The sequence below is a fragment of the Prevotella sp. oral taxon 313 genome, from assembly GCF_003043935.1.
Classification (GTDB): Bacteria; Bacteroidota; Bacteroidia; order Bacteroidales; family Bacteroidaceae; genus Prevotella; species Prevotella jejuni.
This window is the reverse complement of the sequence record NZ_PYXE01000001.1, coordinates 343843-360230: the sequence shown is the minus strand read 5'-3', so window position 1 is coordinate 360230 and position 16388 is coordinate 343843. Positions and strand designations below refer to the sequence as shown.

The 16388-nt window shown below is 45.6% G+C and carries 10 protein-coding genes; 8 read left to right on the top strand and 2 right to left on the bottom strand.

What is annotated here, in order from left to right; genetic code table 11:
• Positions 1-2558: 2558 nt before the first annotated feature.
• The gene (locus tag AXF23_RS01505) at positions 2559-3296 is read right to left on the bottom strand and encodes a nitroreductase family protein (protein WP_107624059.1); all 738 of its coding nucleotides are present in this window, start codon (positions 3294-3296) and stop codon (positions 2559-2561) included.
• Positions 3297-3440: 144 nt separating this feature from the next.
• A complete protein-coding gene (locus tag AXF23_RS16545) occupies positions 3441-3584 on the bottom strand; it encodes a hypothetical protein (RefSeq protein WP_370445510.1) in 144 nt (47 codons plus the stop codon).
• Here AXF23_RS16545 and AXF23_RS01500 point away from each other — a divergent pair.
• From AXF23_RS01500 to AXF23_RS01465, 8 genes are all read left to right on the top strand, one after another.
• Entirely contained in the window at positions 3519-5993 is a 2475-nt protein-coding gene (locus AXF23_RS01500) for an adenosylcobalamin-dependent ribonucleoside-diphosphate reductase (protein ID WP_370445509.1), read from the top strand. The two genes, AXF23_RS16545 and AXF23_RS01500, sit on opposite strands and share 66 nt — an antisense overlap.
• A 60-nt stretch (positions 5994-6053) precedes the next feature.
• Positions 6054-6437: a dihydroneopterin aldolase gene (folB, locus tag AXF23_RS01495; protein WP_107625759.1), complete on the top strand. Its 384-nt coding sequence runs from the start codon at positions 6054-6056 to the stop codon at positions 6435-6437.
• A gap of 52 nt (positions 6438-6489) precedes the next feature.
• On the top strand, positions 6490-7767 hold the full coding sequence (locus AXF23_RS01490; RefSeq protein WP_107624057.1) for an N-acetylmuramoyl-L-alanine amidase family protein: 1278 nt from the start codon (positions 6490-6492) through the stop codon (positions 7765-7767).
• Positions 7768-7779: 12 nt separating this feature from the next.
• The gene (locus tag AXF23_RS01485) at positions 7780-8760 is read left to right on the top strand and encodes an MlaD family protein (protein ID WP_107624056.1); all 981 of its coding nucleotides are present in this window, start codon (positions 7780-7782) and stop codon (positions 8758-8760) included.
• Between the two features lie 377 nt (positions 8761-9137).
• Entirely contained in the window at positions 9138-10544 is a 1407-nt protein-coding gene (dnaA, locus tag AXF23_RS01480; RefSeq protein WP_009013059.1) for a chromosomal replication initiator protein DnaA, read from the top strand.
• A 1222-nt stretch (positions 10545-11766) separates the two neighbouring features.
• Positions 11767-12105 (top strand): hypothetical protein, encoded by a 339-nt coding sequence (locus tag AXF23_RS01475; protein WP_107624055.1) that lies wholly within the window; start codon positions 11767-11769, stop codon positions 12103-12105.
• 168 nt (positions 12106-12273) lie between these two features.
• Positions 12274-14736, top strand: coding sequence for an AAA family ATPase (locus AXF23_RS01470; protein ID WP_107624054.1), 2463 nt, complete (start codon positions 12274-12276; stop codon positions 14734-14736).
• Entirely contained in the window at positions 14733-16055 is a 1323-nt protein-coding gene (locus AXF23_RS01465; protein ID WP_107624053.1) for a 5-methylcytosine restriction system specificity protein McrC, read from the top strand. Before AXF23_RS01470 ends, AXF23_RS01465 begins: the two co-directional genes overlap by 4 nt.
• The last annotated feature ends 333 nt before the right edge of the window (positions 16056-16388 follow it).

Sequence of the window (16388 nt, the reverse complement as noted above, 5' to 3'; positions counted from 1 at the left end):
AATGCCATAGTAAAATTGAATGAAGCTATAAAGGACCTCACCCCCGACCCCCAATCGGCCTCACCCCCAGCCCCTCTCCGAATGGAGAGGGGAGTGATCACCGAGATACCCCTATTGGTTAGCGGCCCCTCCCCCTTCCCCTCCCCCGAAGGGAGGGGCGTGATCACCGAGGTTACCCCTACTTCGCTGCTTGTGTCTTAATGGGGCTGTGCACCCTTGTACGTTCTGTTCTTCTGTGTAACTCTGTGAGAGAAAGAACGCAAGAGGCTCGTTGGAAATTATATCTCTCACAGATTTTCACAGATGAACAGAGGCCTTTCTGCTAACAGGGGGAACCCACAAACGCCTGCAAGCAGGCGACAGATATCACAGAATTTACTGCTGAGATTAGCTTAAACGCTCTGTGTTATCGGTTGACTTAATGTCTCTGTGCAACCCTGTACGCTCTGTTCTTCTGTGTAACTCTGTGAGAGAAAGAAAAGAGAAAACATGAGAGAGAGAGCGGCCCCTCCCCTTTCCCCTCCCCCGAAGGGAAGGGGAGTAATCACCGAGATACCCCTATAAAAAGGATGTAGGTTTTGTTATGTCCCTTAATGGCGGTCTTGTAGGGGTAACCTCACATATCACGCCCCTCCCTGCGGGGGAGGGGTTGGGGGAGGGGCCACTCTCTTATGAGTTCGAAACTGTGCGCAAAATGTTCTGTTAAATCTGTGAGTTCTGTGAGAGAAAAAACTCCCCAGCGAATCTCAAAAACGTTCTTTTTCTCACAGAGAACACAGATGAGCAGAACGCACAGGGCTCATAGAGAGAGGTTTGCCCTCCCTCGACCCCTGCCATTCACCCCTCCGTGTCCTGCTGTTCAGACCTCCGAGACACTGCCTCGTAGCCCCCTTCCTCTCCATGCAACAATTCTTCCCTGTCGTGAAAAATCATTACACATTATCAAACTAACTACCACAAGACAAGCAAAAATCATCATTTACAACCAAGCATATAACCCACAAGAAATCAGCTAATTACATTTAGCATTTGAGTATATGCCCTCCTTGCTTGCAGAAGACGCCCTTCATGGGACAAGAAAGCCATGTTCTCGAACGTTGAAAGCCCTCTTCTTGCATCAAGCCCGGCCTTTCGATGAAAAGAGAGGGGTATGACAACTGAAATATCTTGACAATCCCTATTGAATGTTTAGCGTTTTACTCATCCAGAGGGTACGTTCTATTTCTCACAGAAAAACACAGATGAACAGAATACACAGGGGTCAGAAAAATAGCGGCCCCCTCCCCCGTCCCCAGCTGGCCCCTCCCCCGTCCCCTCCCCAAAAGGGAGGGGCGTAATCACCGAGATACCCCTATGGACTGGATGTAGGCTACTTGTTGCCCCTTATCGGTATTTACGATAGCTGAAACGTTCTGTGAATTCTGTATGCCGGAGGCGTTCTGGGACCTCACCCCCGACCCCTCTCCGAATGGAGAGGGGAGTGATTACCGAGGTTACCCCTACTTCGCTGCTTGTGTCGTGATAGGAACTTGCATTTACTCTGACGCCTCTTTGACTAATCATCAACACCTAACAACCAACACCCAACACCCACCTTTAGCTGTAACGTTCTGTGTTCTCTGTATGCCGAAGGCCTTCTGTGGGTTCGAAATGTGCGCCAAAAGGTTCTGTTGGTTCTGTGAGTTCTGTGAGAGAAAGAAATGTCCTTTGTGAGAGAAAAAACTCTCCAGCGAGTTGTTTGTGTGTCATCTCATAGAGTGGGTGCGTTCTATTTCTCACAGAAAGACACAGAAGAACAGAATACACAGGTTTCCACAGAGACATTAAGTCAACCGATTTCACAGAACCTTACAGCCAACGTTAGCTAATCATCAGCACCTAACACTCATCACCCAACACCCACCAAAGCTATTCATTAACACCCAACACTCAACACCTAACACCCACCAAAGCTATTCATTAACACCCAACACTCAACAGCTAACACCCACCAAAGCTAATCATTAACACCCAACATTCAACACCTAACACCCATCACTCAACCCCTAACACCCACCACTCAACCCCTAACTTGGCTATATATAATAAGGAGTAGTTGGTTAAGAATATTGACGGATGACAATAATAGAATATGAGGGGAGCGTTAGTGGCTTACGTATTAGATATTAGCTACCAGAATGTTGGTTGTTAACAGGTGGTGTTAAGTACATTGACTAAGTACGTGCAGGATATTGGTACATGATGTGTTAGGTCTTAGCACGGAGAATGTTGGGTGTAACTATGTGACGTGCGGAGTATTGGTGTAATAATAAGATAGGGTAGGGGATGGCGTTGTAATTGTCTGGTAGTGTGTAAAGTATGGGATGATAGATAGCATAATAATAGCCGTCTCTCTCGAAAAGTAGGGAGAGTAATTTGGATAACTATATCGAGTAAATAGGGGTATCACGGTAATCACGCCCCTCTCCATTCGGAGAGGGGTTGGGGAGAGGTTCTCTGTTGGGTGATGGGTGTTAGGTGTTGGGTGTTGAAGGTGGGCTGTTAGTGGGTTGTTAATCCTACATAAAACCTTGTTCTTTCAGCGTCTTCAGTAACACTTCCGAGATTGCTTCATTCGCCTCCTTAGTATATCTTAGGTCAGTGAACACCTGTGCGAGCGTCTCTTTATGGTTGATTTCCACAAAGTGTTTATTCTCTTCGAGTTGTTCCTTAGGGGTGTAGAACGTATCAATGCGGGCTGGAGTATAATCGTTGTAAGTCTCGTTATGGATGATACTATCGATAGGCAGGCGGTCGGTGAGGGGTGGGTTTTCATCAGGCCAACCGAGGGTGATGGTTGCAACAGGCATCACAAGGCGAGGCAGACCGAGCGTCTTAATAATCGACTGTGGGTTATAGATGGTTGTTCCTAAGAAACATGTGCCTAATCCCTCCTCCTCGGCAAGGTTGCAGAAGGTCTGACAGTAGAGCAGCGCATCAGTAGCCGCATTGAGGAACGAAAGGAAATTGTCGTAGCCAGGCATTGCCTTACGGTTCTCCGCCCAGAGTGTAGTACGACGAAAGTCAGCACAAAATGTGAGAACAACTGGAGCCCCAGTTACCATCGGTTGATTAAAGTGAGCCGGTGCAAGTTGCGCCTTCTTCTCCGTCTCCCGAGTAATGACAACCGAGTAGAGCTGCAGGTTACCCATTGTAGGGGTACGTTCCGCCTTCTCCAACAAAGTTCTTACTAAATCCTCAGACACCTCCTTTGAGGTATATTTCCTTATAGTCTTTCTGTTATTAAACATTTCCATTTTAGATGATTTTAATGCTACAAAGTTAAGTAAATGTTTTCTATTTTGGAAAACAATTCGTAACTTCGCAGACGAAAAAAATCTAAAACAGCGATAATGACAACCAATCAAACTTACTCTTTCGACGAAGCCTTTCAAGCTACCTTAGCTTATTTCGGTGGCGACGAACTTGCTGCTCGAGTGTGGGTCAATAAGTATGCGATGAAAGATAGCTATGGTAACATCTACGAGAAGTCGCCAGAACAGATGCACTGGCGCATAGCTAACGAGATAGCACGTATTGAGCAGAAATATAAGAATCCATTGACGGCACAAGAGGTGTTCGACCTCTTAGACCATTTCAGATATATTATCCCAGCTGGTAGTCCGATGACTGGTATCGGTAATAACTATCAGGTGGCATCGCTCTCTAACTGTTTTGTCATCGGCTTAGACGGTAATGCCGATTCATACGGTGCAATCATGCGTATCGACGAAGAGCAGGTACAGTTGATGAAGCGCCGCGGTGGCGTTGGTCATGACCTCTCTCACATTCGTCCGAAAGGTTCGCCAGTGAACAACTCAGCCCTGACCTCTACAGGTCTTGTCCCTTTCATGGAGCGTTATTCAAACAGTACACGTGAGGTGGCACAGGACGGTAGGCGTGGAGCCTTGATGCTTTCGGTAAGTATCAAACACCCCGATTCAGAGGCATTCATCGATGCCAAGATGGAAGAAGGTAAGGTGACAGGTGCTAATGTGTCTGTGAAGATAACCGACGAGTTCATGCAAGCCGTCGTTGAAGGTAAACCTTACGTACAGCAGTTCCCTATTGATAGCGATGAGCCAGCCGTTACCAAGGAGGTATCGGCCAAGGAACTGTGGGAGAAGATAGTACATAACGCATGGAAGAGTGCCGAGCCAGGCGTGCTGTTCTGGGACACGATTATCCGTGAGAGTATCCCCGACTGTTATGCTGACCTTGGTTTCCAGACCGTTTCAACAAACCCATGTGGAGAGATACCCCTCTGTCCTTACGATAGTTGTAGACTCTTGTCATTGAACCTCTACTCCTACGTTATCGATCCATTCACAGACCATGCACGCTTTGACAAAGAGTTGTTTGAACGTCATGCACAGCTCGCACAGCGACTCATGGACGACATCATCGACCTTGAAATGGAGAAGATAGACCTCATCCTAACGAAGATTAAGAGCGATCCACAGCAAGATGAGGTGAAGAGTGCAGAGTATCATCTCTGGGAGAAGATAAAGAAGAAGAGTTGTCTGGGCCGACGCACAGGAGTGGGTATCACGGCCGAGGGCGATATGATAGCTGCTATGGGGCTACGTTATGGAACGCAGGAAGCAACCGATTTCTCCGTTTCCATTCATCGTGCATTAGCCCTGAATGCTTATCGCTCATCAGTGACAATGGCACAGGAGCGTGGTGCCTTCGAGATATATGATGCTAAGCGTGAGGAGAACAATCCGTTTATTCTACGATTGAAGGAGGCCGATACGCAGCTCTACGAGGATATGAAGAGGTATGGTCGTAGGAATATAGCCTGCTTGACGATAGCCCCTACGGGTACAACCTCGCTCATGACACAGACGACATCAGGTATCGAACCAGTCTTCATGCCTGTCTATAAGCGTCGTCGTAAGGTTAATCCTAATGATACAGACGTACATGTAGACTTCGTCGACGAGGTTGGCGATTCCTTCGAAGAGTACATAGTCTACCACCGTAAGTTCCTTACATGGATGGAGGTGAACGGGATTGACACACAAAAGAGGTATAGCCAAGAAGAAATAGACGAACTTGTGAAACGCTCTCCTTATTATAAAGCAACGGCAAACGACGTCGACTGGCTGATGAAGGTGCGTATGCAAGGTGAGATACAGAAATGGGTTGACCACTCCATATCCGTGACAGTGAACCTACCTAACCAAGTTGATGAGGCTCTGGTTAATAAGCTTTATGTCGAGGCATGGCGTAGTGGATGCAAGGGTTGCACCATCTATCGTGATGGAAGCCGTTCGGGTGTGATGATATCAGTGTCAAAGAAAGACAAGACCAAGGAGGACAAGCCTGCTGATGAGGAGAAGGCAAAGGACTTAAACTCAGCCGAAGAGCATCACGAGCACATCTGCAATCATCCACAAGTCATTGAGGTACGACCAAAGGAACTGGAGTGTGATGTCGTGAGGTTCCAAAACAACAAAGAGAAATGGGTGGCCTTCGTTGGTTTGTTAGATGGTTATCCCTACGAGATCTTCACGGGCTTGCAAGATGACGAGGAGGGTATTGCCCTGCCAAAGAGCGTTACAAAGGGTAAGATTATCAAGCAGACCGCAGAAGACGGTACGCATCGTTACGACTTTCAGTTTGAGAACAAGCGTGGTTATAAGACCACTGTCGAGGGCTTATCAGAGAAGTTTAATCCAGAGTATTGGAACTATGCGAAGCTGATCTCTGGTGTCTTACGCTACAGAATGCCAATCGATCATGTCATCAAGCTCGTTGGCTCGTTGCAACTAAAGAGTGAAAGCATTAATACATGGAAGAATGGTGTGGAGCGCGCGTTGAAGAAGTACGTCACTGATGGGACCAGTGCTTCAGGCTTAAAATGTCCTGTTTGTGGGCAGGAGACCCTTGTCTATCAAGAAGGCTGCCTTATCTGCACCAACTGTGGGGCCTCACGTTGCGGATAGCAGTCAGTATGAACCCAGAGGACAAAGGCCTTCTTTTGTCCTCATTTCTCGTAAGTAATGATGAAAATAATGACAAGTTACATTCTTCTGCAGGGTCTCCACTTCCATGCTCGCATAGGAGTTGGAGCGCAGGAGCGTGTTGTTGGTAATCTTTATGTTGTCGATCTCCGTATAGGCTATCCGTTTGCTAAGGCCATGGAGAGCGATGATGTTGCCGACACGCTGAACTATGCAACGGTATTCGACATCGTTAGAGAAGTGATGAGCCGACCCGCCCGTCTGTTAGAGTCAGCTGCTGGTTCCCTTGTTAAAGAGCTGTCAGTCGCCTTCCCAGAGATAAGTAGTATCGACTTAAAGATAGTCAAGAAAAACCCACCCATGGGTGCTGATAGTGAAGGGGCAGGCGTTGAATTACACTTAATAAATGATAAAACCAAAGATTAGAGCCATGGTTTCCCACCGAAAAGCCGTATCTTTGTTCCCTAAAGAATTAAGTATGTTTAAGAAAATATCGCTTCTCTTTGTCTTCTTGGTCATGTTTGCTGGTCTTACATGGGCTGCAAACGGGCGTTTCACACTGGTTATCGACCCCGGTCATGGTGGTCATGATGCTGGTGCGATAGGTGCTATATCCAAAGAGAAGGACATCAACTTGAATATAGCCTTGGCTTTTGGGCGTTATGTAGAGCGTAATATGCCCGACGTCAATGTGATATATACGCGTAAGAGCGATGTGTTCATTCCTTTACATCAGCGTGCTGATATAGCCAACAAAGCAAAGGCCGACCTCTTTGTATCGGTCCACACGAACTCAGTTGCCTCTGGTCGGTATGTGAAAGGGTTCCAAGTTTACACCTTAGGTATGCACCGTGCGAAGGATAACCTTGACGTGGCTAAGCGAGAGAACAGCGTTATCTCGATGGAGAAAGGCTATCAGCAGACCTATCAGGGCTTTGACCCTAATTCGTCAGAGAGCTATATTATGTTCGAGTTCATGCAGAATGCGAACATGGAAAGGAGTGTTGAGCTGGCAAGAATGATACAGAACGCTGTCTGCTCATCGGCTGGTCGTATCGACAAGGGTGTTCATCAGGCTGGTTTCCTCGTCCTTCGTGAGAGTTATATGCCGAGTTGTCTGATAGAGTTAGGCTTTATCACTGCCGCAGACGAGGAGGAGTATCTTAACTCACCAGAGGGTATTGATGCCATGGCGAAGGGTATCTACAATGCTTTCGTACAGTATAAGAACAAGTACGACACCCGCATCGTTGTCCCTTACCGGCCTGTTGAGAATAAGAAGATAGTCATCGATCGTGTCATCCCAACGGCCCCTGTCGACAAACCTCGTACGGTTGTGCCAACGGAGCGACGTCAGACTGTCTCACAGACTGAGAAGCCCCGTCGTATGAGTAAGGTGGAAGAGGCTAAGAAGCGGATATCGGCTGCTATCAAAGACCTCCTGCCGACGTGCGACGACCGTACTACTGCCCAGACGAGCGTACCAGTGTTTAAGATACAGGTCATGGCCTCCAACAAACAGCTACGCGCTGGTAGTCCGCTGTTCCGAGGCCGCACAGACATCAACTGTACGCAAGAGGGCAATTATTATAAGTACACGGTAGGGTCAAGTACGAATTATAATGAGATAGCGCGCATGCGTAACAATCTATTAAAAGACTTCCCACAATCATTTATTATTGCCTATAAAGACGGCTCACGAATGGATGTCAACCAAGCGATATCAGAGTTTCTAAGGAATAAAAAGAATAAGTAAAGTAAACAAGATATGAAGAAAGTATTTACGCCACAAGTAAAGATTGCCGTAGTAGCACTACTTGCGATCGTTGTATTGTTCTTTGGGATCCAGTTCCTGAAAGGTCTGTCTCTCTTCTCGAATGATGCGCATTATAGGATTAAGTTCAATGATATCACGGGCTTATCCACGTCTACTCCTGTCTACGCTCGCGGCTTTAAGGTCGGTGTAGTGCGTGATATCGACTACAACTATGATAAGTTAGGCGAGTCTATCACCGTTGATATCGATGTAGACAAGACCATGAAGGTGCCAGAAGGTACTACTGCTGAGATTATTAGCGACATTATGGGTAATGTGAAGGTAGTCCTGAAACTTGGCGACAGCAAGAAGTTGTTGGCTGCTAATGGGTGGATAGATGGGTGCATCAACGATGGTACTTTGGGCGACATAAAGGGTATGGTGCCTGCTATTCAGAAGATGTTACCTAAGGTAGATAGCATCCTTGGAAGCGTGAACAGCCTCCTTGCCGACCCAGCCCTGCGTACTTCGCTTCATAATGTGGAAGATATAACCACCAACCTCACCACCACCTCTCGCGAACTCAACCAACTGCTCGCACAAGCCAATGGTGCTTTGCCTACTGTGGTAGGGAAGGCTGGCCGAGTGATGGACAATGCCAACGGCGTAATGCTCAATGCTAACAAGGGCATAACAGAGGCTCGTGGGGCCATCCGTGGTGCTAACACGATGATGGGCAACCTTAATAATAAGGTGAACGAACTTGACATTGCGACGACAATGGCTAAGGTGAACGCTACTATCGACAATATGAACGCCTTTACAGCTAAGCTGAATAGCAACGAGGGAACATTAGGCTTAATGCTTAACGACGCTAATCTGTATAATAATCTGAATAATACAGTGCGCACAGCAGATAGTCTTTTGATCAATGTCAAGGCTCATCCGAAACGTTATGTACACTTCTCTCTATTCGGAAGAAAGGACAAGTAATTTAAATAAGGTCTAAATAGAACGGTCGATGTTTCACACACAAGGGATGCGTGTTGAAGCCTTTTGAGTATCAGCTCCTTCCCGTCTCCCTTGCTATTGTTTCACTACTTGGGTCGTTTTTGTGGTTAGCAGTAGTAAAGTACTTGTTCTTCAAATACTTAGAAATACACAACTACGCTTATATGCTACCTGAGATACAAGATGACGCAAAGTCCACAAATATAACGTTTTACACCTTTTTATAATTAAGAGGTATAGAGTTAGCGATAGTTCTCTTTATAAATAAATTACTATCTTTGCACTATTAAATAATAAACAAGGGGTAGTTGGCATGCCAATAGCCCATAGAAAGACATAGAAACGATAGACAACCAGTTATGAACGCGAGTCCTAAAACACTTTGGGATAGTTGTCTCCAGCTCATAAAGGAGAATGTGACCGAGCAGCAATTTGACACTTGGTTCCGTCCGATTGTACTCCAATCGTACAAGCCAGCATCAAAGACTTTGTTAGTGCAGGTCCCAAGTCAGTTCGTATATGAGTATCTGGAAGGACATTACGTAGACTTGCTACGTAAGGTCCTCACACGTGTTTTTGGACAGGGAGTACAGCTTACTTACCGCGTGATGGTTGACCAGGAAAATCACTTATCACAAGACTTAGAGCAGGACACCATCGAGGACGTGGCTTCACAACGCCCTACCGCACGGGCTAACCAGAGCCCAACAGTGCTCGACACTGTACCACAGGACCTCGACTCACAACTCGACCCTCATAAGTCATTCAGCAACTATGTGGAAGGTGACAGTAATAAGCTACCTCGTTCTATCGGCCTTTCTATCGCAGAGCACCCTAACACAACGCAGTTTAACCCTATGTTCATCTATGGTCCATCGGGCTGCGGTAAGACCCACCTTATTAATGCTATCGGATTAAAAGCTAAGCAGCTTTATCCGCAGAAACGTGTGTTATACGTCTCTGCTCGCCTCTTTCAGGTGCAGTACACAGACTCTGTTCGACAGAACACTACCAACGACTTTATTAATTTCTATCAAACGATTGATGTCTTGATAGTCGATGACATACAGGAATGGGTTACTGCTACGAAGACGCAAGACACCTTCTTCCATATCTTCAACCACCTCTTCCGTAACGGTAAACGAATTATCTTAGCAAGCGACCGACCACCTGTCGACCTCAAGGGAATGAACGACCGCCTGCTAACACGTTTCTCTTGTGGTTTGATAGCAGAGTTAGAAAAACCTAACGTACAGCTCTGTGTGGATATTCTCCATAGTAAGATAAAACGCGACGGACTCAATATACCAGAGGACGTGGTGCGCTTCATTGCCGAAACAGCTAATGGTAGCGTGCGCGATCTGCAGGGTGTTATCAACTCGCTCCTTGCTTACAGCGTTGTCTATAACAGTAATATTGATATGCGACTGGCTGAGCGTGTCATCAAGCGTGCCGTGAAGATTGATGATGAACCGCTGACCATCGATGATATCTTAGATAAGGTTTGCTCGCATTATAATGTTACGATGACAGCTGTCAACTCTCGTTCGCGTAAGAAAGACATAGTGATGGCACGCCAAGTGAGCATGTATATGGCGCAGAAATACACTAAGATGCCTGCAAGCCGTATCGGTAAGCTGGTCGGAAACCGCGACCACAGCACCGTAATCCACAGTTGTTCGAAGATAGAAGACCGTCTGAAGGTTGACAAGGGCTTCCATGCTGAGCTCGCAAGTATTGAAAACTCGTTTAAGTTAAAAGCATAAGGTATTAGTTTGAAAGTCTGCTGCATGGTCGTAGCAGGCTTTTTTTGTTCCTCTTGCTGAGGGTGAAATGATACTGTAAACGAGTGGTAGAGGGTGCAAAACCAGCAGGCCCCTCCCCCTTGCCCCTCCCCCATAGGGAGGGGAGTAATATGTGAGGTTACCCCTACAAGACTACCAATAAGAGGCATAACGAAGCCTACATCCAGCTTATAGGGGTATCTCGGTGATCACGCCCCTTCCCTTCGGGGGAGGGGATGGGGGAGGGGCCGATGGCAGTTAATATGTGAGGTTACCCCTTTTGGGCTGCTTGCATGAGGCGTGGGGAGTTTTTTCTCTCAACCTGGGGAGTTTTATCTCTCACAGAGCGCACAGAGTTCACTGAGCGTTTAGGCGCACATTTCGAGCCCACAGAAGGCCTCCGGCATACAGAGAACACAGAGCCTTTCAACTCACGTTAGCAGTAAATTCTGTGATATCTGTCGCCTGCCTGCAGGCGTTTGTGAGTTCTAAATGTTCGCAGAAAGGCTTCTGTTCATCTGTGAAAATCTGTGAGAGATAAAATATCCAACGAGCCTCTTGCGTTCTTTCTCTCACAGAACTACACAGAAGAACAGAACTTACAAGGGTGCACAGAGACATTAAGTCAACCGAAAACACAGAGCCTTTCAGCTCACGTTAGCAGTAAATTCTGTGATATCTGTCGCCTGCTTGCAGGCGTTTGTGAGTTCTAAACGTTCGCAGAAAGGCTTCTGTTCATCTGTGAAAATCTGTGAGAGACAAAATACCTAACGAGCCTCTTGCGTTCTAAACTCTGTGAGAGAAAAAACTCCAAGGGTTTTACAGAGTTCATGAAAAAACCTGACAAAAGCGCACGAGAAACCCCTTATGAATTTAGAGTGATATGATTAAAAACCGAAATCGCAACTAACAAGATATCAATCACTTATAAACTCGATGCAAGAAGGGCCTTAGTAAGCATCAAGAAGGGCCTTCGCAATACCCAAGAAGGGCATGTTCTGCAGGCAAGAAGGGCGTCCGCTTGAAGCAAGAAGGGCGTACACTGATAGGGAGGGGATGAAAAATATTTACATACATGGGCTGTTGCTACTTTGTGGATGGGCTTTAGTACTGCTGTAACTCTTGTGAGTTTATGGAGAACACCAGCGTTGGAAGCAAGGGAGAACAGGCGACAAAATGAGTTTAATAAAGACAAAATAAGACAATGAAAACATTTGATTTCCATTATTCCGTTCGTGAAGTAGACGGAAAAGAGTTTGAGTTAATTGAGTGCACTACGTGGCCTCGCCTTAATGTACAAGTGTTACACACCACGCCAGAACGCTTCGAAGCAGACTTGAAGGAGGTGAAGAGCCGTTCGCTCTGTGGCTATTCTCTACAAGACAAGACCTTCATCTTGAAGCATGCGGGTGGCGAGGGCAATGGTGAACTGACGCAAGCTAATATCGACGAAATCTGCAATGGTATGCAAGCTATCATGCAAGCCGCAGTGAAATGGTGGATTCAGAATAGAAAGAAGCTTACCACCTCGGAGAAAGAATAGGCTGGGTGGCCTCTTCCCCCAGCCCTCCTCTCGCTCTTCCCATAGCCAAATGCTGTGAGAGAGGACTACATTTAATTGCTTGATGGTGGGCTGTTTTCTATCTTGATGATTTTAATCTTGGGTCTGAAACGATAATAAAATGAATAAACAACATACGATTGTTGAGTTATGGCAATAAAGACATTATATAAAACTGTCAATACAAACGGAGATTATAGTTGTGGTGATATAGGAATCACTACGGCTGAGTGGCTTGATATATTACGTGATGAGCGGTCGATGCCATATCATGAAGCATTGCTGTGTTTCCTACGTCAAGATGGGAATATGGCAACTTGTACAAAGGTCTCTAAACAGTATGGAAAACCTGCCCAGTACTATAACAGTAAGGTATATAACTTCTCTAAGTGGGTACAAAGGCGATTAAATAGATTTAGAGTAGTAGGGGCAGATAATAAAGAAACCTACTGGTGCATTGCAATGAAGAAAGGTCGGGAGACAAGACAAGGTTTCCTATGGCAGATGCGTGATGAACTTGTAGATGCTTTCAGAGTCTATCTTATGGAAGAACTCATCGACATCTTTGAGAAAGAAAAGCTATTTATAGAATATGGAGAATACTATAAATGGGACTTACTCGATAGGGTGGAGGGAAAAGAAGTTCTTAAAGTCTTTGACTCTCTTAGGGGAGAAAACATAGTAGACAACCCTCGTGTTGATACTGTTATTAAGTATTTGGTGGATAATGAAGCCGACAAGACAAGTGTTTGTTGTCAACATTTGATTAACGAGTCTATCCCATTGACGACTCGATTGGCTGCTTTTAAGTCAGAGATGGAATCATTATGTTCAGGTAAATGGAAGAACAATGCAAATGATGAACGTACAGCCGCAGCCTTGCTAACATGTGTTTATCCAGAGAAATACACCTTCTATAAGGATGAAATCTATCGTAATATTTGGCGCTATTTTGGTTATACTCCTCGAAAGGCAGGGGAGAAGTATGTCCATTTTATGGAACTTATTAATGGCTTTGTAGAACATTATGGAGAAGAGATACAGCAGATTATGCTGAAAGAAATCGAACGATTCAAAAACAAACCACTCAACCTTGCGGTTCAGACTTTATTCTGGTGCATGAAAGACTATATGCAAGATAAATTGGATAAGAAGATGAATACAGATACAAATAATAGCTCAAAAAGTACTCGGTATGACGATATTGTCGGTATATGGAGACGGCGTAAGAACATCGTTTTGCACGGTGCACCGGGTACAGGTAAGACTTACGATGTACCTGAATTGGCTGTGCGGCTATGCGACCCAAGCTTTATGAGCAATGGACGGAGTAGGGAGGAGATAGTAAGCAGATACAATCAGCTTAAGGACGATGGGCGCCTTATGTTCACTACCTTCCATCAGTCTTTAGACTATGAGGACTGGATTGAGGGATTGCGCCCTGTGGTAAACGAGGCGAGTCAGGTGACCTACGAGATAGAGAACGGTGTGTTCAAGAGGCTTTGCGAGGCTGCCGAACGTTCTAAACTCGAGGGTAATCAGTACGGTATCACTTCGGAGTCTGACGTTTGGAAGGTTTCGCTTAAACGGACAGGAGACAATGATGTGCGCAAAGACTGTATGGAGAATGACTATATCCGTATCGGTTGGGATGAGTATGGAACTGACATTTCAGACGAGACAGATGGTAGTAGTCGCAATGAGAAGGGTAAGCTGATATTAGATGCCTACATCAATAAGATGAAAGTAGGGGATATTGTAATGTCTTGTTATTCAAGTAAAGAGATAGATGCGATAGGTGTTATCACGGATGACTATCGGTATGATGAAAGCCTACCAGCCTATAAGCGTATCCGACCAGTACACTGGCTAATAAAAGGTAAGCGAGAGAATATCGTGGAGACAAACGATGGTAAGGAGATGGTAGAGTCTACTGTCTATCGTTTGAAGTCGATACATGTCGAAGATGTAGAGGCCATCCTTGAGAAGTACGGAGTGTTTATAGAGCAGAAGGAGGACGATAAACCCTACGTTATGGTCATTGATGAGCTAAACAGAGGGAACGTCTCAAAGGTGTTTGGTGAACTGATAACGCTGCTTGAAGCAGACAAACGAAAGGGGAGTAAGAATGAGGAAAGTGTGAAACTACCTTATTCTAAGAAGACCTTTCACGTCCCTGATAATGTGTATCTGATAGCAACCATGAACACAGCCGACCGCTCTTTAGGGTCGTTAGATTATGCTATTCGACGTCGGTTTGCCTTTATTGCGGAGCGACCCATTGGTTTAGTGGACGACAGATTCAATGCAGAATTGTTTGAGAAGGTCAGCCGGTTGTTTGTTAAGAACTTTGATGCGTATAAAGCGAGTGGTTGGGATGCAACGATGCGACTCCTTCCTGCCGACACGCTAAGCGATGAGTATAAGCCAGAAGACGTCTGGATAGGGCATAGTTATTTCTTAATGCAAGACGAGGAGGGAGTAGACAACTCCCGTGAACGTATCTTATATGAGCTTATCCCACTCTTAGAGGAATATGTTCGGGACGGTGTCTTGACGGCTGATGCACAGGCGGTTATCGACAAACTGTATAAGCAGGCGACAGCGTCATGAGGGTTGTGCAACTTCAAGAACAGCTGTTGGAAGACACTTGTCTTCGGCAGTCGGAGTGTGAGGCTATCCTCCCCTATATGGATGATGGGGCAGAGGTGGAGTGTACTGTCAGGCGAGATCGTGAGGAGAAGGAGCTTTGTCTTAGGCTAACACGTGAGTCAGATGCAGTCCGTGCTACCGGTTCTTACTTCGTTGGAGTAGACTGGATAAAGGAAGAGGACGTGGCTGTGCAGGTCAGTCCTAAGCTGAATGATGGTTTTGAGATAGACTATGTTCGTATGCTAAACGAGGCGTTGACCGAGACAGACAACTACAAGCATCTGAAGGATTTACTGACAATTCATTTCGAGAAGCCGTCTATCCGTATCAGTCAGCAGCAAGACCTGTTGAGTATCTTCTTGATTACTGAGTATTTGAATATCCTTCATCGTATCGTGAGAAAGGGGCTGAAGAGGAGCTACTATAGGGTTGAAGAGACGTTAAATAATAAGGTTAAAGGACGCATACAGGTGGGTAGAACGATACAACGCAGTCTTGCGAAGGGTCGGATAACGGATAATGTATGTCGTTATCAGGTCTATGACATCGACTCACCAGAGAACAGAATACTCAAGAAAGCCCTTGCCTTTTGTAGAAAACAGGTGGGGGTGTATCGTAATGCACTTGACACAAGCGTCTTGGAGAGGAAGATAAGACAGATAAAACCTTATTTTGAGCGGGTGAGCGATGAGATAAGTGTCAAGTCAATGAGGACGTTTAAGGGTAATCCTGTGTACAAGGAATACTACACGGCAGTTGAGTATGCGCAGTTGCTGTTGAGGCGCTTCAGTTATGACATTACCCTTGCTGGTAAGAAAGAGATAGACACACCGCCGTTCTGGATAGACATGAGTAAGCTCTTCGAACTATATGTATACAGTAAGTTAAGGGCGGTATTTACTGGACGAAAGGAGGTTCAGTATCATGTGAAAGAACGTCGTCAAGAGCTCGACTACCTCTTAAAGCCTGCGGAGTGGGCCGAGCCCTACGTTGTCGATGCTAAGTATAAACCACGTTATGGGGAGTGTGAGGACATAAGCATCGACGATGCGAGGGAAGTAAGTGGTTATGCTCGGTTGAGTTGGGTCTATAGTGAGTTGGACATGGACGCTGATGCGGTTGCTCCTATTAAGTGTTTAATCATCTATCCGGACCAAGAGCAAGAAGAGAGGTTCACCTTTACAAGGACAGCTGAGCCACAATTTGAAAAGGTGTCGGGGTATGTTCGATTCTATAAGGTGGGTATCAAGTTGCCTGTGATAGCCTCGAAGAATCCTTAAAAAATGTGGTTTTGGGGCTTTGGCGTGCCCGTTTTCTTAGGGTTGAGTGCTTTATAAGGTTATTCAAAGCTTTATATTTTTTTGTATTGGAGGGTGTTGGGGAGGGTTTTGGGCTATTTGGTAATCTATTGATAAATAGGGCCTTATGAGCCTTATGGGCCTTATAGGGCTAATAAAACGACTTATATTATAGAGGACAAGAGCTTGTACTCGATTTTAGTTTCGCTTTTTCTTCGTAATATTGTACGTGAAAAAGAAAGATAAGAAACCTAAATCTTCGTAATTAAAAAAGAAGGTTTGAAGTGCCTAATAAGGCAAGATCTGATTTTAATA